Annotated in this window: 15 protein-coding genes and 1 tRNA gene; 6 read left to right on the top strand and 10 right to left on the bottom strand. The window is 72.1% G+C overall.

The genetic code is table 11. From position 1 onward, the window contains the following. Window positions 1-438: 438 nt before the first annotated feature. Window positions 439-1,023 carry a hypothetical protein gene (locus ACR807_RS26225; RefSeq protein ID WP_438924074.1) on the bottom strand — a complete coding sequence of 195 codons (585 nt, stop codon included), beginning with the start codon at window positions 1,021-1,023 and terminating at the stop codon, window positions 439-441. A 172-nt stretch (window positions 1,024-1,195) separates the two neighbouring features. Here ACR807_RS26225 and ACR807_RS26220 point away from each other — a divergent pair, with 172 nt between their 5' ends. After that, window positions 1,196-1,597, top strand: a complete 402-nt coding sequence (locus ACR807_RS26220; RefSeq protein ID WP_438924086.1) for a hypothetical protein — start codon at window positions 1,196-1,198, stop codon at window positions 1,595-1,597. Next, window positions 1,489-1,725: an Imm1 family immunity protein gene (locus ACR807_RS26215; protein WP_438924073.1), complete on the top strand. Its 237-nt coding sequence runs from the start codon at window positions 1,489-1,491 to the stop codon at window positions 1,723-1,725. The genes ACR807_RS26220 and ACR807_RS26215 overlap by 109 nt, the downstream gene beginning before the upstream one ends. A gap of 155 nt (window positions 1,726-1,880) precedes the next feature. On the opposite strand, the gene ACR807_RS26210 is transcribed toward ACR807_RS26215, so the two are convergent. The 9 genes from ACR807_RS26210 to ACR807_RS26170 form a co-directional block, all read right to left on the bottom strand. Beyond that, window positions 1,881-2,222, bottom strand: a complete 342-nt coding sequence (locus ACR807_RS26210; protein WP_438924072.1) for a hypothetical protein — start codon at window positions 2,220-2,222, stop codon at window positions 1,881-1,883. After that, on the bottom strand, window positions 2,209-2,607 hold the full coding sequence (locus ACR807_RS26205) for a hypothetical protein (protein ID WP_438924071.1): 399 nt from the start codon (window positions 2,605-2,607) through the stop codon (window positions 2,209-2,211). The genes ACR807_RS26210 and ACR807_RS26205 overlap by 14 nt, the downstream gene beginning before the upstream one ends. Before the next feature lie 52 nt (window positions 2,608-2,659). Further along, entirely contained in the window at window positions 2,660-7,132 is a 4,473-nt protein-coding gene (locus ACR807_RS26200) for a DUF6531 domain-containing protein (RefSeq protein ID WP_438924070.1), read from the bottom strand. Further along, window positions 7,129-7,434 carry a type VII secretion target gene (locus ACR807_RS26195; protein ID WP_438924069.1) on the bottom strand — a complete coding sequence of 102 codons (306 nt, stop codon included), beginning with the start codon at window positions 7,432-7,434 and terminating at the stop codon, window positions 7,129-7,131. The genes ACR807_RS26200 and ACR807_RS26195 overlap by 4 nt, the downstream gene beginning before the upstream one ends. Window positions 7,435-7,438: 4 nt before the next feature. Then, window positions 7,439-7,885 carry a YbaB/EbfC family nucleoid-associated protein gene (locus ACR807_RS26190; RefSeq protein ID WP_438924068.1) on the bottom strand — a complete coding sequence of 149 codons (447 nt, stop codon included), beginning with the start codon at window positions 7,883-7,885 and terminating at the stop codon, window positions 7,439-7,441. A gap of 420 nt (window positions 7,886-8,305) precedes the next feature. Further along, window positions 8,306-8,378: transfer RNA gene (locus ACR807_RS26185), tRNA-Ala, on the bottom strand. Between the two features lie 133 nt (window positions 8,379-8,511). Further along, window positions 8,512-9,273, bottom strand: coding sequence for a DsbA family protein (locus ACR807_RS26180; protein WP_438924067.1), 762 nt, complete (start codon window positions 9,271-9,273; stop codon window positions 8,512-8,514). A gap of 70 nt (window positions 9,274-9,343) precedes the next feature. Further along, window positions 9,344-10,651 carry an MFS transporter gene (locus ACR807_RS26175; RefSeq protein ID WP_438924066.1) on the bottom strand — a complete coding sequence of 436 codons (1,308 nt, stop codon included), beginning with the start codon at window positions 10,649-10,651 and terminating at the stop codon, window positions 9,344-9,346. 61 nt (window positions 10,652-10,712) lie between these two features. Next, window positions 10,713-11,525, bottom strand: a complete 813-nt coding sequence (locus ACR807_RS26170) for a GNAT family N-acetyltransferase (protein ID WP_438924065.1) — start codon at window positions 11,523-11,525, stop codon at window positions 10,713-10,715. Window positions 11,526-11,637: 112 nt separating this feature from the next. Between ACR807_RS26170 and hrpB the strand changes: the two genes are divergently transcribed. From hrpB to ACR807_RS26150, 4 genes are read left to right on the top strand one after another with little or no spacing between them, the layout of a single operon-like run. Next, window positions 11,638-14,016 (top strand): ATP-dependent helicase HrpB, encoded by a 2,379-nt coding sequence (gene hrpB / locus ACR807_RS26165; protein WP_438924064.1) that lies wholly within the window; start codon window positions 11,638-11,640, stop codon window positions 14,014-14,016. Between the two features lie 54 nt (window positions 14,017-14,070). Next, a complete protein-coding gene (locus ACR807_RS26160; RefSeq protein WP_438924063.1) occupies window positions 14,071-14,496 on the top strand; it encodes a hypothetical protein in 426 nt (141 codons plus the stop codon). Beyond that, window positions 14,493-15,104: an alpha/beta fold hydrolase gene (locus ACR807_RS26155; RefSeq protein ID WP_438924062.1), complete on the top strand. Its 612-nt coding sequence runs from the start codon at window positions 14,493-14,495 to the stop codon at window positions 15,102-15,104. The genes ACR807_RS26160 and ACR807_RS26155 overlap by 4 nt, the downstream gene beginning before the upstream one ends. A gap of 16 nt (window positions 15,105-15,120) precedes the next feature. Continuing rightward, on the top strand, window positions 15,121-16,692 hold the full coding sequence (locus ACR807_RS26150) for a GMC oxidoreductase (protein WP_438924061.1): 1,572 nt from the start codon (window positions 15,121-15,123) through the stop codon (window positions 16,690-16,692). Window positions 16,693-16,705: the final 13 nt, after the last annotated feature.

Raw genomic sequence — 16,705 nt, 5'->3', positions numbered from 1 at the left:
TCAAGATCCTCTACCGACCATACAACTGCAGGTCAACGAATGATTCGAATGAGCTTCCCACTTAAGGAGCCAGGCGAATCTGAACCTCCGACCCTCATACCGTCAGCATGGTCCACCAAGCGCCCCCGGCCAGCATAAACTGAGAACCAGCAGGTCAGCCGGTGTCGTTCACCGCCGTTTGAAGCCGTCGCATGTCGTTCAACTCCACCGCCTGCTCCAGATTTGCTTCACATATCACAGCGTGAATGAAGACAGAGGCCGGACTCGAACATCGAACATGTGTTCCCCACGTGCGGTATTGCAGTTGGTCCACAATCGCAGCGCAGACGCCAACCACCCGGTCAATCGTGCGCCCGATCGTGCCATGCCGCAGCCGTCGCCTCGTCCGCAAACCCGGAGCATGCCGGATCGTCCGGGCCATAGATGGCCTGGAACTCCTCATCCCACGCGTCGCCGCTGTCGCCGCGGCACCGGCCCTGCCGGCGAACGAGAGGAAGCCTGCACGCTCGTCGCACGCGACCCGGCACTCGCACGGGACCTCCGGATCGGCCGACCAAACCTGCCACGGGAATACAACGACGGCGACCTGCTCCACATCAACACCGCACCATCCGGCCCCGACGACGCGGACGCCGCAACCACGCCGCCCGCATCCCCGAGAAAGTCTGGGCCGAGTCCGCCGAGGTGCTGCGCATCGCCGACCAGGTCGCCGCCTTCTACGGACCCGTCGGAGCCGTGCTCGTCATCACCGCAGGCTGGACCGGCGCACGCTGGGGCGAACTGACCGGCCTGCAACGCCACAACCTGCACCTCTTCGACGACGACACAGGCTTCCTCATCATCGCCCCCCAGAACGGCGCCCTGCACGAATCCGCCGGCGGCAAGCTCTGGCTCGGCCAGCCCAAGACCGACGCCTCCGCCCGCACCATCACCCTCAACCAGCCCCGCGCCCTCCTGCGCCTCCAACCTGACCTTCCACGGACTGCGCCACAGCCACAAGACCTGGATGATCGACGACACCATCTCGAGATCGCCCAGTCACTCCGACTCGGCCACATCCTCAAGACCCCGTCCAACGCACCTGCTCCCACGTCGCCCCTGAAGCCACCAGCCGCCTGCTCCAGTGCCTCCAGGACCGCTGGGACAAGGCCGTCGTCGACGTCGGTGACAGCACCTGGCGCAGGATGGCGTAGCCATGCACGGTCTCCTCATCTATTACTTCAGCGGCGACAACCGCGCCGACGAGCCGGTTACCGTCGACTCCGAAGCCGTCCTCGACGATGTACTGACCGACATCCTGGCCAACCCGCAGTCACATCCGATCGTGGTGTACACCCAGAACCGACCAATGGTCGGCCCGGCCGAGTCGCCCGACCACCAACTCAAGTTCGACCTCGACATCCAGCACCACGTCGCCGCTGTTCACCTGTTCGGGCCGACAGACTTCCTGCCGGACAAGGCGACGAGTGGCGCGGAAAACACTGCGGCATGGATCGCCCTGCCCGGCAGACCGACACCTGGGTTCCTAGCGGCGCGACGCTCTACATCGACAGGGACACTCGCACCGCGTTTCCCGAAGAAGCCACTCTGCCGTTGAACCTGCTCCGCGAACTCCTGCACGAATTCATGCTGATCGGCAAACGCCCCGTATGCGTCGACTGGCAGCAGACCGACATCTTCCAGGGCAGTGACCGGTGTAGTTCCTCGCCGAGTTCACGGTTGTGAAGCGACGGACGAACACTCCGACATGACTGAACCGGCCGGTGCCTGACTCGGCCACGCGATTCGCCGACGCACCCAAGTCGGCCTCGGACGGACCGGCGGTCGTGGGTCTCCAGGAGAGGTGGCACGTCGGTTCTTGGTGCCGTGGCGCGTGCTGGTCAGAACGACCCGGCTTTGGACGTTCGGCTGCCCACTTGGGCGGCGGGGGCGGAAGTAAACCGGACGTCGGTGCTCTCCCCCGTGACCGTGACCGACACCCGGTCCCCTACCGGCACCTGCTCCACCCTGATGGGCAGGTGATAGTTCCAGCCGCGCACCTCCACGTCGTCGACCGCGGCGAACCTGAGGTGGAACCGGACCCAGTCGTGCTCGGGCGGCGCGTCCCACGTCCGGCGGGCGGCTTCGTCCAGCGGTCCTTCGAAGGACGCGGTGACGGCTTGGTCGCGTTCGTCCCAGTGCAGGGCGTAGAGATCGAACGCCGACAAGTCAGATGTGCTCATGGTAGGTGTCGGTCTCCGGTCCGGGGACTGCCGTGTACAGCCGCTGGTCCAACCTGCTCGTGAACTCGTGCGGCCCGTCGTCCACCGCGTCCGGGGGCGAATTGTGGGCGCTGACCTTGCCGAAGCGGAACTGCTCGGCGCACGTCAGCGTCAGGCGCAGCGACTCGCCGGTCACCGACACGGCCAGTCGGGCTCGCGGGCGTTGTTCGAACTCGACCGAGACGGTGGCGGGCAGCGCGGCACCGGACAGCCGGACGTCGTCGACCGCCAGGAACCCCAGGTGCGCCTGCACGCGGCTGTAGCCGGGCACGTCCGAGGCGACGGGCAGGTCGACGCGCAGCGTGCAGCCGGGCCCGCGGCGCTCGAAACGGATCGATCGCAGCACCGCGCCGGTGAAGTCCGGTCCCTGCGGGTAGAACCGGGCCAGCAGCTTGGCGTCATTGGGCAGGAGTCGGTCTGCCCAGGCTGGGGTTGTAATAGTAGTGCTCCTGCGCTCCGGGGACTTGGCCGTTGCGGGTGTTCTCGTAGGGTCGCACATGGACGTGCGGGGGTTGGTCGCCCACTCCGCCCTCACCGAACTGGTGACCGGTGTAGTGGTCCTGGAACACGATCAGCTCGTCCCTGTTGTTGAGGTAGATCTCCTCGGGAAAGAAGACAGGCTGGTGGTTTTCCATGATCTGCCGGCCGCTCGGCGTGGTGGACGGCACCATGCGGCTGTCGAGGGGCTCCGAACCCGGCGGGACACCGGCGTCGGCGAGGGCCTGCTGCTTGGCCTCGTCACCGCTGACGTCGCAGCCCTGCAGGCCGAGCGGGTCGATCTGCCTGGTCGGGTTGGGCACGTAGGCGCCGGGGTTGACCGACGGCACCAGCCCCAGCGGGTCGGGTGAGGCGTACCGCCCGGTTTCCGGGTCGTAGTAGCGGAAGTGGTTGTAGTGCCAGCCGGTCTCCGGGTCGTGGTACTGGCCCGGGAACCTCAGCGGGCAGGCCGTCTCGCCCGCCTGGGACAGCGTCCGCCCCCAGAGGGTGCTCGTGCGCCGCCAGCCGACCTCGCCGCGGGCGTCGACCAGTTCGGTCGGGCTGCCGACGACGTCCGCCACGATCGCGTAGAAGCGCCGGTCGACCTCGTCCTGGTCGACCTGGGCGACCGGGGTGACCGATCCCGGCTGGTACTCCCAGGTGCTGCTCGTGCCGCTGCTGTGGGCGTGCTCGACCAATCGCGTGCCGTCCCAGGTGAAGTCGAACCGCTCCACGGGGTTGCCGGCCACGTCGAACCGCTCCTTCGCGATCCGCCTGCCCATCGGGTCGTAGCGGTACCGCCAGGTGGTGCCGTCGGGTGTGGTCACGCCGGTGAGCCGGTCCTCGGCGTCCCAGGTGAAGCGCCACAGGCGCACCTGCCCCGACAGCGTGCGGTGCCGCCGTTGCACCACGCGGCCCTGCCGGTCGTGGACGTAGGAGGTGCGGCCGGCACTGCGCAGGCGCGTGGCGGCGTACTCGCGCGGCCCTTCGGACCCGTGGTCCGCGACCGGCAGGTCGGCACGGGTGATGTTGCCGACCGGGTCGTAGTCGTAGCGCTCGGACCAGCCCTGTCCCTGCACGGAGACGACGCGTCCGCGCCGGTCGAGCGCGAACCGGCGCTCGCCGGCCGGGTCGGCGATCCCCTCGACGTGGCCGTCCGGCCGGTACCTCCAACTGCGGTGGGTGATCGGCTGCTTGGCCGCGACGACCTGTCCGGTCAGCTGGTGGGCGGGCGACCACGACTGGGTGACGGTGAGTTCGCCCAGGCTCCGCTCGACCTGGCGGCCCAGCGGGTCGTGCCGGAAGGCGAGGCTGCCACCGGTCGCGTGCAGCGCCACCGGGTTGCCCGCCGCGTCGTACTCCCAGGCGGAGGTCACACCCGCCGCGGTCTCGCGGAACACGCGCCTGCCGACGGCGTCGAATCCCGACCGGACGGTCCGCCCGGCGACGGTTTCCGCGAGCACGCGCCCGCGGGCGTCCCGCTCGTAGACGACCTCGGTGTCCGGGTTGGTCGCCCGGACCACGCGACCGCAGCGATCGCGGTCGAAAGTGGTCGTCCCGGCGGGTGTGCGCTTCGCGACCACGTCGCCGTGGACGTCGCGCTCGTAGACGACCGTCTCACCCATGCCGTTGGTGCGGGTGGACAGCCTGCCGGCGGCGTCGTGGGTGTAGGTGAGCACCCGGCCGTCGAAGTCCACCTCACGACGCAGGCGGCCGGCGGCGTCGTACTCGTAGCGCCAGCTCAACCCGTGCGGGCCGACGACCTCGACGAGCCGGAGTTCCGTGTCGTACGCGTACGACGTGCGGGCCCCGTCCGGAGCGGTGCGGGCCGCCGGGAGGTCGAAGAACGTGAACTCCGTGCGGGTGACCTGCCCGAGCGCGTCGACGTGCTCGACCTGGTTGCCCTCGCCGTCGTAGTGCCACCGCTCGGTGCTGCCGTCGGGGCGGGTGCGCGCCAGCAGCTTGCCCTCCACGGTCCAGCTGTACCGGGTGGTGCCGCCGAGCGCGTCGGTCGTGGCGGCCACGCGGCCGAAGGCGTCCCGCTGGTGGCGGGTGGTGGCGCCGAGCGGGTCGGTGATCGCGCTGATCAGCCCGGCGTCGTCCGTCTCGTACCGCGTGACGTGGCCGAGCGGGTCGGTGGTGCGGCTGAGGTGGCCGCGTTCGTCGTACTCGAACCTCGTGGTGGCGCCGGCCGGGTCCGTTTCGGTCACCAGGTTGCCGTGGGCGTCGTACTCGCGCAGCCACCTGCCGCCCGCGGGGTCGGCGACCTCTGTCGCCAGGCCCGCGCCGGCATAGGCGGCGGTGACCGTCGTCCCGTCCGGCCTGGTGATCGTGGTGACGTCGCCCTCGTCGTCGTAGGCGTAGCGGGTGGTGCGGCCGAGCGGGTCGGTCACGGCCAGCGGCCGGTCGTAGCGGTCCCACTCGCGGGTGGTCACGGCGCCGAGCGGGTCGATCTGCCGCACCACCTGGCCGAGCTCGTTGAGCTCGTAGGTGGTCGTGCCGCCCAGGGTGTCGGTGTGCGTGGTGCGGCGGTCCTCGTAGGCGAACGTGCCGTTGAGCGCCCCGCCGGAACCGATGGTCGTGGTGGCCCGGCCCTGCTCGTCGTAGACGTACCGGTACCAGACGCCGTTGCGGTCGGTCCAGGACGTGAGCCTGCCGTCCTCGTCGTGGGTGAAGCGCAACGCGGCGCCGGACGAGTTGGTCACTTCGGACAGCTGTCCCGCGTCGTCGTAGGAGTAGCGCGTCAGGGTGATCGGCTCGGGCGTGGAGGTCAGCCGCAGCGCCGTCACCCGTCCGTCGGTCGTGTCGACCGCGACCTCGTACCCGCCGGAGTGGCGCAACCGGGTCGGCAGGCCCTCGTCGTCGTGGTCGACGAGGATCTCACCGCCCGCCCGCCGCCGGACGGCCGTCAGCGGCAGCGTCGAGCGCGCGTCCCACTCCGCGCCGACGGGCTGGAACTCCCACGCCAGCCCTCGCTGCGGGTGCACCACCTCGTAGCCCGCGCCGCTGCGCCGCAGCGCCAACCGCGGACCGAAGTCGGGCAGCACGGTTTCGGCGCCGTCCGGCTTGGGGAAGCGCAGCAGGCGGCCGTCGTCCGTCGCCAGCCAGACGTGGACCGGGCCGACCTCGACCCGCTGGTCCAGCGTGGAGGCCCAGGACGGACCGAACAACCGTCCGGCCCGGTAGGAGGACTGGTGGTGCCGGGAGAACACGAGCGGCAGCAGGCCGGGCAACGTGGCATCGGTCTGCGACAGCACCACCTCACCCGTGGCGACGTCGATCGGGTCGTCCTCGCAGAACGGCCGGTCGGCCGACTGGGAGGCGTTGTGCGGGTCGTCCACCGTGCTGTCGATGTCGCCGTCGCGCTGCCCGCTGTTCCCGGTGCGGTCGGTCTGCCGAGGGCCTTCCGGGGACGTGGTGGGTGTCGCGCCGTCCGGACTGGTGGTGTCGGGAGTGGCAGGGCTGCCCGGCGTGCTGGTCGTCGAGGGGGTGGTGGTGCCGGCGGGCGAGGTCGTGCCGGAGGGCGAGGTCGTGCCCGGTGCGCCGGCCGGGCTGGTGGTGCCGTCCGGGCCCTTGACGGTGGGTGCGTCGGGTGCGCTGGGTGCGCCGGCCGGGCTGGTGGCGCCGGGGGTGCCCGGGCCGTCGGCTTTGCGGCCGAGCCTGCCCAGCTTTTCCATGATCTCGCCGAGCTTGTCGAGGACCTTGCGGATGCGGGGGGTGACGTTGCCGATGGTCTTGACGAGCTTGCGGACCAGGTCGGAGATGCGGTTGCAGACCCGGGCGATGGTGGAGGCGGCCTGCGCGACGATCACCGGCGTGGCCAGGCCGAGGGTGGCGACGGCTTCCAGTGCCCAGGCGATGAGCTTGCCGACGACCTCGGCGACCAGGTCGCGGATGATCTCGCGGACGGCGGCGACGACCTCGCCCATGACCATCACGCCGACCCCCACGCCCTCGGCCAGGGTCGCGGCACCGGCGATGGCGTCGGCGGTCTGGGCGGCGTGGCCGCGGTAGGCGTCGGCGGCGTGACCCTGCCAGCCGGCAGCGTCCTGGGTGCCGAGTTCCTCGGCGACGCGGGCGACCTCGGCGGCGACGTTGGACCAGGTCTCGCTGAAGGAGCGGATCACCGGCGGGTCGCCGGCGAACCAGTCCAACGCCTCCTTGAGGGGCTGGACGTGCTCGATCAGCCAGCCCACCCCGTAGGAGGCGACGGTGCCGATCGGGTCGATGACCATCGACAGCACTTCCAACCCGACACCGACGCCGCCGAGACCGGCCTCGACCCAACTGCCGTCGGAGATGCCGCTCGCCAGGTCCGCGGCGGACTCGGCGATGCCGATGCCGGTGACCGCGGTGGTGTCGTCCTGGGGCGCTGCGATCAGCGGGTTGTTCACCGGTTCATCCCGTCGAAGCGGCTGGACTCACCGGTCTCCTGCTCGTCGTAGGCACGGGAGGTTTCACGCAGGTTCGCGGCGTTGTCGGCCACCGTCTCCGCCGCCTTGGTCAGGGCCTGCACCCCCATCTCCTCGAAGGGCTGCAACAGCATGGCGAACGGCTGGCAGACCACGCCGTAGGCGGAGTCGTTCATCGCCACTGTCCGCGCGGCGTCCGCGGCGGTGCGCAGCCGGTCCGCCAAACCGTCGACCCGTCCGGCCAAGGCCGTGATCTCCCCGGTGAGAACCTCGTAGCCCGTCATCGCTTCACCCCAGGTAGCTGTCGTCGCTGAAGTCATCGCCATCGCCGCGGCGCGGTCGGTGTGGCGGAACGGGAGGGGTGTCCGGCTCGACCTGCGGGAAGTTGCGCTCGGCGGTGGCCACGATGTGCTGTCCCGATGCGGTCCCCCCGACCGTCTCCCCCACGATCCGGGCCAACTCGGCCGGGTAGGCGGCTTGGGCCTGGCGCATCGCCTCCATCACCGCCGCCGCGATCTGCTCCGGGCGCAGCCGCGACACCGCCTCGGTCATGGACACGTCACTGGGGATGCCGTTGGGGCCGACGGTCACGCTGACCGCTCCACCGGCGGCCGACCGGGTGAGCGAGATCCGCTCGACCTCCTGCCGCATCGACTCGTACCGCGCCGCCTTCTGCTCGGCGTCGCGCTCCCAGTCGTCCACCAGGCGCTGCACGTTGGCCAACGGATCAGTCATCGGCTTTTCCCTCCGGCGACGTGAAAACCGCGCCACGCTACCCCGTGCGGGACGGCACCCGAGGTGGTTTCGCTCCCGAAACGCCGGTTCAGCCCAACGGCGTGGCCCGAGCCGTCGTGTGACGGGTAGGCGGTGATGATCGGTTGGACGGTGTCATGACAGACATCCCGCAGCCCACAACCGCACCCGCCCGCGGGTACACCGGGAATTGGTCAACGATCGGCCCGGCTCAGCGACAACGTGACCTTACGCACCCGCAGAGAACTGGAGCACAACGCTGACAACATTTCGTCCGGAGCGACCGCCTGCTCCGGATTTGCTCCAACTCGGCCACCGCAGTCCACAGCGGACGCAAAGCAAGATCGCCCGCCACCTGCATCAACGCAGGTCAGCGGGCGATTCTCATACGATATTCGATTGTGGAGCTGAGGGGACTCGAACCCCTGACCCTCACACTGCCAGTGTGATGCGCTACCAGCTGCGCCACAGCCCCTTGCTTCGCACGGTCCCACCGGGGTTTCAGGCCCGCCGTTCTCGTGTGGCAATACCGTACAACACGGGGTGCCCCCGAGTGAAATCGGGGGGTCCCCCAACGCGTCTTGGCTGCTAGCGGGCTTGGGGTGGGGTCACTTGAGGAGGTTGGTCAGCCAGTTCTCGTCACCGAAGTCGATGACCTGGCCGTCCTTCATCACGGTGGGCGTGCCCTTGAAGTCGCCGGTGCCCTTGGCGGCGTCCAGCTCGGCCTGGGCCTCGGCGACGTGCTTGTCGCCCTCGACGCACTGCTTGAACGCGTCACCGGTGATGCCGAGGTCGGTGCCGAGCTTCACCAGCTCCTCCTTGGTGTACCCGGGACCGCCTTCCTCGGGCTGGGCGGCGAACAGCGACTCGTGGTACTCCCAGAACTTGCCCTCGTCGGTCGCGCACAGCGCGGCGTTGGCCGAGTCGCGCGAGTAGCCCTCCGGGTCGGAGTAGCGGATGAGGAAGGGCAGGGCGTGGTAGCGCACGCGCAGCGCGCCCGCTTCGATCTCCTGCTTGATGCGGGGGCCGTAGACCTTCTTGAACTGGCCGCACGCCGGGCAGAGGAAGTCCTCGTACAGGTCGATCGTGGCCTTCGCCGACTCCTCGCCGACGACGACGACCCCGCCTTCGCGCTCGACCGGCGCGGACACGCCCGTCAGGTCGGCCGGCGGCTTGAGCGCGTCGTCCGCGGAGTCCTTGTTCGCGGTCCAGACGACCCCGCCGATCACGACCAGCGCGAGCACCACGACGACCGCGACCCCGATGACGACCTTGTTCCGGTCGCCGGAGGAACCCCGTGCCGCCACGACCGCCTTGGTCGCCCGCTGCTCCTGCTTCTTCTTCCGAGCGTTGCGCTCAGCGCCACCCACGTCGTCTGTCCTTCCCGGTCCGCCTGCGCCCGCAGGCTACCGAGGGATGCTGAGCAAAAGCTGAGTGCGATCACGCGTCCGGCTGACGCGGACGTCCGGCCACGCGCTCGCCGACCGGCACCTCGGGGCCCTCGTCCAGGGTGCCGCACTCGTTCGCGACGTCCGACGCGACGTGCGACTCCTCGGTGCGGGGCAGGGTCTCGGGGGCGAACAGCCAGAAGATCAGGGCGAGGCCCGCGATGGCACCCGTCAGCGTGAAGGCGGCCTGGTAGGAGAAGTGGTCCACGAGGACGCCCGCGAGGAGCGGGCCGACGATGGCGCCGCAGTCGGCGACCATCTGGAACGCGGCGAGCACGGGGCCGCCCTTGGCCTTGGCACCGATGACGTCGGCCACGACGGCGTTCTGCGGCGGGTTGAGCAGCCCGGCCCCGACGCCCGCGACGAGCGAGGCGACCATGAACAGCGGCACGTCGGTGGTGAACCCGAGCCACACGGTGCCGAAGCAGGACACGGCGAGCCCGGCGATGGCCATGGGTTTGCGGCCGACGGTGTCGGACAGCTTGCCGGAGATCATGAGCACGGCCGCGTTGCCGACGGCGAACACGGACAGCGAGATGCCGGCCATGGCGGGTGTGCTGCGCAGCGCCTCGACGACGAACAGGGGCACGAGCGAGATCCGCACGCCGAACACGGCCCAGCCGTTGGCGAAGCCGGAGGCGAGCGCGGCCCGGTAGGCGGGGGAGCGGACGGCGTCGCGCACGGTCATCGACGGCTGCGCGGCGGAGGTGTCGAGGGCGGTGAGCGTGGACCGGCGCAGGAACCACCAGACGACGAGGGCGGCGATGACGAGCGCGACGGCGTAGGCGACGAACGGCGCCTGGATGGAGATCTCGACGAGGGCCGCGCCGACGATGGGGCCGGCGATGTTGCCGAGCAGGAACCCGGTGGCCCACACGCCGGAGGCGCGGCCGCGCAGGGCGGCGGGCGTGATGCGGATCAGCAGGCCGACGGCGGAGACGGTGAACATGGTGGAGCCGATGCCCGCGAAGCAGCGGAACAGGATGAGCTGCCAGTAGGCGGTGGCGAAGCCGCACGCGCCGGTGCCGACGGCGACGATGAGGATGCCGACGATGTAGACCCAGGTCTCGCCGAACCGGTTGACCAGGCGTCCGCTCACGGGCGCGAACAGCAGTCTGACCAGGGCGAACGAGCTGACGACGGCGGACACGGCGAACGTGCCGACGTCGAAGCTCTTGGCGTAGGCGGGCAGCACGGGCGCGACGATGCCGAAGCCGATCGCGATGATGAAGCTCGCCGCGACGAGGACCCACACCTCGTTGGGCAGCCGGGGTTTCGCCTTGACGTCGTTCCCCAGCACGTGAGCCCCTCTCAGCAGTCCTTTAGCCCTGCTAAGGATATGCCTCGGGGCAAGGGATTACTCAATCGAGCAGTTCATCGACCCTCCGCGCGTAGGCGGTCACCGGGTAGCAGACCTCGAAACCGCACGCCTCGGCGAACCGCTCCCCCGCGCCGCCCTCCGCCACGTGCGCGGCCACGAGCAGCGCCCCGGCGTCGGCCAGCACGGTCACCAGCCCGCCGACCAGCGCCCCGCCGACGCCGCGCCGCCGCCGGGCCGGGCGCACGACGACGTGCTCCACCAGGCCGACGCCGCGTTCGCCGAACCCGGAGGCGAACCCGGCGACCCGGTCGCCGTCGTCCACCACGAGGAACGCGCACCTCGGGTCGTCCAGCCGCTGCCCGAGGTGCCGCAGCAGCCGCGCGGCGTCCGCGCCGAGGTCGTCGGCGAGCAGCTCGGCCACGCCCGGCAGGTCGGCGTCGGTCGCGCGCCGGACGTCCGACGAGGAGCGGGGCGTCCCCCGGTGCACGACGACCAGCGCCTCCTCCACGGCGTGCCAGCCGGTGTCGTCGGCCAGGCCCTCGATCTCGGCCACGGTCGTCGGCGACGCGTACAGCACGGCCTCGGCCCGGCCCACATCGGCGAACGTCCGCTCCAGCCTCATCAGGGTGCCCGCGACCTCGGCGGACGACCCGTACACGGCGCACGCGTGGTTGCCGGTGGGCAGCGGGTCGTCGGGGTTCACCACGACCTGGGCGACGCCGACGCGGCCGACCCTGCCGTAGCGGACGGCGCCGGACGCGAGCCTGGCGGTCTCGACGAGCCCGGCGAGGTCGCGGGCCCGGTAGGGGTCGAGCAGGTCGGGGTCGTCGGGGTCGTGCAGCGGGTCAACCACCCGGTCAGCCTCGCACCCCGGCCGGCCCCGCACCTCCCGGCCCTCCCGCGCCGCGGGGCGCGTGCCGAGTCGCCACCTCCCCCGTGCGGCCGGGTTGGCACACTGCCCCACCGTGGAGCTCCCGAACCTGCCGATCCGGCCGATGCTGGGCGAGATCGCGGGCACCCTGGCCGGGCACGGCACCGCGGTGCTGGTCGCGCCGCCCGGCACCGGCAAGACGACGCTCGTCCCGCTGGCCCTGGAGGGCCGGGTGGTGGTCGCCGAACCGCGCAGGCTGGCGGCCCGCGCGGCGGCGGCGCGGATGGCGTCCCTGCTGGGCGAGCCGGTCGGCCGCACGGTCGGCTACGCGGTGCGCGGCGACCGCAGGACGTCGAAGGACACCCGGATCGAGGTGGTCACGTCCGGCCTGCTGGTGCGGCGGTTGCAGCACGACCCGGAGCTGGCGGGCGTGGACGTCGTGCTGCTCGACGAGTGCCACGAGCGGCACCTGGACGCGGACCTGCTGCTGGCGCTGCTGCTCGACGCGCGGGCGGGCCTGCGCCCGGACCTGCGGTTGCTGGCGACGTCCGCGACGGTCGCCGCGGACCGGCTGGCCGAGCTGCTGGGCGACGCGCCCGTGCTGCGGGTGGAGGCGCGGACGTTCCCGGTGGACGTGGCGCACACCCCGCCGGCCCGGGGTGAGCGCGTGGAGGCGGCGGTGGCCCGCGCGGTCCGGCGGGCGCTGGTGGAGGGGGACGGCGACGTGCTGGCGTTCCTGCCGGGCGTGGCGGAGATCCGGCGGTGCGCGGGCCTGATCGGCGGTGACGTGGACGTGCTGCCGCTGCACGGCAGGCTCGCCGCGTCCGCGCAGGACGACGCGCTCACGCCGGGTCCGCGCCGGCGGGTCGTGCTGGCCACGGCGGTCGCCGAGTCGAGCCTGACCGTGCCGGGCGTGCGGTCGGTGGTGGACTCGGGCCTGGCGCGGGTGCCGAGGGTGGACCACCGGCGCGGCCTGTCGGGCCTGGCCACGGTGCGGGTGAGCGCGGCGGTGGCGGACCAGCGGGCGGGCCGGGCGGGGCGCGAGGCGCCGGGCCGGGTCTACCGGTGCTGGCCGGCGCACGAGCACAGCACGCTGCCGCGCTACCCGGAGCCGGAGATCCGCACCGCCGACCTGACCCGGTTGGCGCTGGAGCTGGCCTGCTGGGGCGTGCCGGACGGCGAGGGCCTGGCCTGGTGGGACGCCCCGCCGCCGGGCGCCCTGGACGCGGGCCGCGCGGTGCTGCGGGCGCTGGGCGCGCTGGACGGCCGCTCCGCGACCGACCGGGGGCGGCGGATGGCCGACCTCGGCCTGCACCCGCGCCTGGCGCGCGCCCTGCTGGACGGCGCGGACGCGGTGGGCGCGCACACGGCCGCGCAGGTGGTGGCGCTCCTGGACGACGACCGCGCGAGCAGGGGCGTGGAGCTGAACCCGCACGACGCCGACCCGCGCGAGGTGCGCCGCCTGTCCGCGATGCTCGGGAAGCGGGGCGAGGGCGAGCGGGGCGGCGACAAGCGCGACGAGGCGAAGAGGGGCGAGGCGAAGAGGGGCGGCGACCCGGCGCTGGTCGTCGCCCTCGCCCACCCCGAACGGCTGGCGCGCAGGCGGTCGCCGGGGTCGCCGGTGTACCTGATGGCCGGCGGCACGGCCGTCGAGCTGCCGCCGGGCAGCGGGCTGGCCGACGCCGAGTGGCTGGCGGTCGCCGTCGCCGACCGGGAACCGGGCCGCGCGCACGGCCGCGTCCGCCTCGCCGCCCGCGCCGACGAGGACCTCGCCGTCACCGCCGCGCCCGCCCTCCTGGCCGAGGAGGACGACGTGCGCTGGGACGGGGACGTCGTGGCGAACCGGCTGCGCAAGCTGGGCGCGATCACGTTGTCGAGCAAGCCCCTGCGCGACCGCGCCGCCGTCGCCGACGCGCTGCGCCAGGGCCTGCGCGCGGAGGGCGTCGGCCTGCTGCGCTGGGACGCGGACGGCCTGCGCACGCGCGAGCGGATGGCGTTCCTGCACCGCGTGCTGGGCGACCCGTGGCCGGCCGTGGACGACGAGGCGCTGCTGGGGGTCGTCGACCTGGGCGACGCCCGCCGCCGGTCCGACCTCCAGCGGATCAGCGGCGAGCACGTGGTGCGCCTGCTGCTGCCCTGGCCCGCCGCCGCGCGCTTCGACGAACTCGCGCCGGACCGCCTGGAGGTGCCCTCCGGCTCACGGGTCCGCGTCGACTACTCGCAGCCGGAGCCGGCGCTGCCGGTGAAGGTGCAGGAGGTGTTCGGCTGGACGGAGACGCCGCGCCTGGCGGACGGCCGCGTGCCGGTCGTGCTGCACCTGCTCTCCCCCGCGGGCCGCCCGACCGCCGTCACCGGCGACCTCGCGTCGTTCTGGCGCACCGGTTACCCGCGGGTCAGGGCGGAGCTGAGGGGCCGCTACCCCAAGCACCGCTGGCCCGAGGACCCGATGACCGCGCCACCCGCCCGCCGCTGAAGTACTTGACGCAGACCGTCAAGTACTTGACGATAGCCGTCAAGGAGGTTCCGCGTGCTCGCCACCCAGATCGAGACGATCATCCGCACCCGGTTGCTCGACCCGCTGGAGATCCTGTTCGGCGACGTCGGCGAACTGCACGACCGCAACCGGGAGCTGGCGGCGCGCCTGGCCGCGACCGTCGAGGGCGACGACGAGCAGGCCGCCGTGCACACCCTCGCGCGGCTCGTCGGCGCGCTGTACCCGTCCGACGGGCCGTTCGACCCGCCCGCCGACTGGTGGCGCACCCCGCTCGGCCGGGCGACCGCCCGGCGGGTGGGGCACCCCGCCGCGACGGCCGTGTCGTACTCGGTGGCCGGCGCGATGCTCGGCGTCACCAAGCAGGGCGTCCACGACCTGGTGCGGCGGGGCAAGTTGGCGCGGGACCCGGACGGCGGCGGTGTCACCACCGCCTCGGTGAGAGCGAGGTTGAACGCGTGAAGGTGATCGCACTGCACGGCGCGGGCCGGACGCCCGCGGACTGGGAGCCGGTGGCGGCGGCGCTCGGGGGCGTGCACGAGGTCGTGCCGCTGCCGCTCGAAGGGCCGTGGGACTGGGACTCGGTGCTCGACCGGATCGAGCCGCACGCGACCGACAACCCGGCCGTGGTCGGCATGTCCCTGGGCGGCATGGTCGCCGCCCTGTGGGGCCGGCGGCACCCGGAGTGCCCGGCGGTGGTCAACGTCGACGGGCACGGCGTGCCGACGCAGCTCACCCGCTACGTCGACCCCGAGGAGGTCCGCGACGAGGTCGACCGACTGCGCGAGGCGTTCCGCTCCCACGGGCAACCCGAACTCCAGTCGGCGTTGGAGGAGCTGGACTGCTTCGAGGTGTTCCGGGAGCTGGAGTGCCCGATGCTGCTGGCCGTAGCCACGCGCCCCATGCCCGGTCAGGCGCTGTTCGAGCCCTACCAGCGGGGCCTGGCCCGCGACCTGCCCACGCTGCCGGGCAACGTCGAGGTGGTGCGCGTGGACGGGACGCACGCGGTGGCGCTCGAAGACCCCGCACTGGTGGCCGGCTTGATCGAGAGGTACCTCGCCGGTCGTTGATCTAGCGTCCGGGAACATGAAGAAGATTTCCCGTCGCAGTTTCTTCGGGGTCACCGCGGTCGCCGCCGGGACCCTCGCCACCACCGGCCGCGCCTCCGCCGACGACACCCACGTGCCCGCGATCGTCGTCGGCAGCGGCTACGGCGCCGCGGTCTCGGCGTTACGCCTCGGCCAGGCGGGCGTGCGGACGCTCGTGCTGGAGATGGGCCGGGCCTGGAACGCGCCCGGCGCGGACGGCAAGGTCTTCTGCGGGATGCTCAACCCCGACCGCCGCTCGACGTGGTTCAAGGACCGCACCGAGGCGCCGGTCAACGGCGTGCTGTTCCTCGACCTGGCCAACCGGCCGGTCCAGCGCTGGGCCGGCGTCCTGGACCGGGTGAACTTCGCCGAGATGGGCGTGTACGTCGGCCGGGGCGTCGGCGGCGGCTCGCTGGTCAACGGCGGCATGGCCGTCGTCCCGGACCGGGCGTACTTCGAGCAGGTGTTCCCGACCGTCGACGCGGACGAGATGTACTCCACGTACTACCCGCTGGCCAACCGGGTGCTGCGGGTCAACTCGATCCCCGAGCCCTGGTTCGAGGGCACCGACCACTACCACTACGCCCGGCTGTCCAGGACCCTCGCGGGCCGGGCGGGCTACGGCACCCGGCTGCTGCCCAACGTCTACTCGTTCGAGCACATGATGCGGGAGGAGCGCGGCGAGGCGCCGAGGTCCGCGCTGGGCACCGAGGTCCTCTACGGCAACAACCACGGCAAGTTCAGCCTCGACAAGGGCTACCTGGCCCAGGCCGTCGGCACCGGCAACGTCACCATCGCGCCCCTGCACCGGGTCACCCGCGTCACGAGGACCGCCACCGGGTACGCGCTCACCGTCCGGCAGATCACCGAGGACGGCACGCCCGTCGCCGAGAAGCACCTGACGTGCGACCGCCTGTTCCTCGGCGCGGGCAGCCTCGGCTCCACCGAGCTGCTGCTGCGCGCCCGCGAGACCGGCGACCTGCCGGACCTGCCCGACGAGGTGGGCGAGGGCTGGGGCCCCAACGGCAACGTCATGGCCGCCCGCAACAACAACCCGCTCGAACCGACGGGCCCCAAGCAGTCCGCGATCCCCGTGCTGGCCATCACCGACCCCGTCCGCGACGTGATCGCCGAGATCGCCCCGGTCCCCGCCGGGATCGAGACCTACGTCAGCCTCTACCTGGCGATCACCAAGAACCCGAACCGCGGCCGGTTCACCTACGACCCGGCCACCGACCGCCTCGGCCTCCAGTGGACCCGCGCCCAGGCCGCGCCCTCGGTGGCCGCCGCGAAGGGCCTGCTCGACGAGGTCAACGCCGCGAGCGGCACCACCTACCGCTACGACGTGTTCTCCGGGGGCAGGGCGTTCGCCGACGACTTCTGCTACCACCCGCTCGGCGGCGCGGTCCTCGGCCGGGCCACCGACGACCACGGCCGCGTGCACGGCTACCCGAACCTGTACGTGACCGACGGGGCGCTGGTGCCGGGCTCGCTCGGGGTGAACCCGTTCGTCACGATCACCGCCCTGGCGGAGCGCAACATCGCCCACGTGCTGGCCAACGACCTGTGAACAGCGGAACGGC

The sequence above is a fragment of the Saccharothrix sabaoui genome, assembly GCF_051756985.1.
GTDB lineage: Bacteria > Actinomycetota > Actinomycetes > Mycobacteriales > Pseudonocardiaceae > Actinosynnema.
The sequence above is the reverse complement of the archived record's forward strand: the minus strand, read 5'-3'. Positions and strand labels throughout refer to the sequence as shown.

Bases quoted from the DNA above. Each gene is read 5' to 3' on its own strand.
- ACR807_RS26225 (WP_438924074.1), bottom strand. From the start codon at position 1,023: ATGGTGTCGTCGATCATCCAGGTCTTGTGGCTGTGGCGCAGTCCGTGG.
- ACR807_RS26220 (WP_438924086.1), top strand. From the start codon at position 1,196: ATGCACGGTCTCCTCATCTATTACTTCAGCGGCGACAACCGCGCCGAC.
- ACR807_RS26215 (WP_438924073.1), top strand. From the start codon at position 1,489: ATGGATCGCCCTGCCCGGCAGACCGACACCTGGGTTCCTAGCGGCGCG.
- ACR807_RS26210 (WP_438924072.1), bottom strand. From the start codon at position 2,222: ATGAGCACATCTGACTTGTCGGCGTTCGATCTCTACGCCCTGCACTGG.
- ACR807_RS26195 (WP_438924069.1), bottom strand. From the start codon at position 7,434: ATGACGGGCTACGAGGTTCTCACCGGGGAGATCACGGCCTTGGCCGGA.
- ACR807_RS26190 (WP_438924068.1), bottom strand. From the start codon at position 7,885: ATGACTGATCCGTTGGCCAACGTGCAGCGCCTGGTGGACGACTGGGAG.
- ACR807_RS26150 (WP_438924061.1), top strand. From the start codon at position 15,121: ATGAAGAAGATTTCCCGTCGCAGTTTCTTCGGGGTCACCGCGGTCGCC.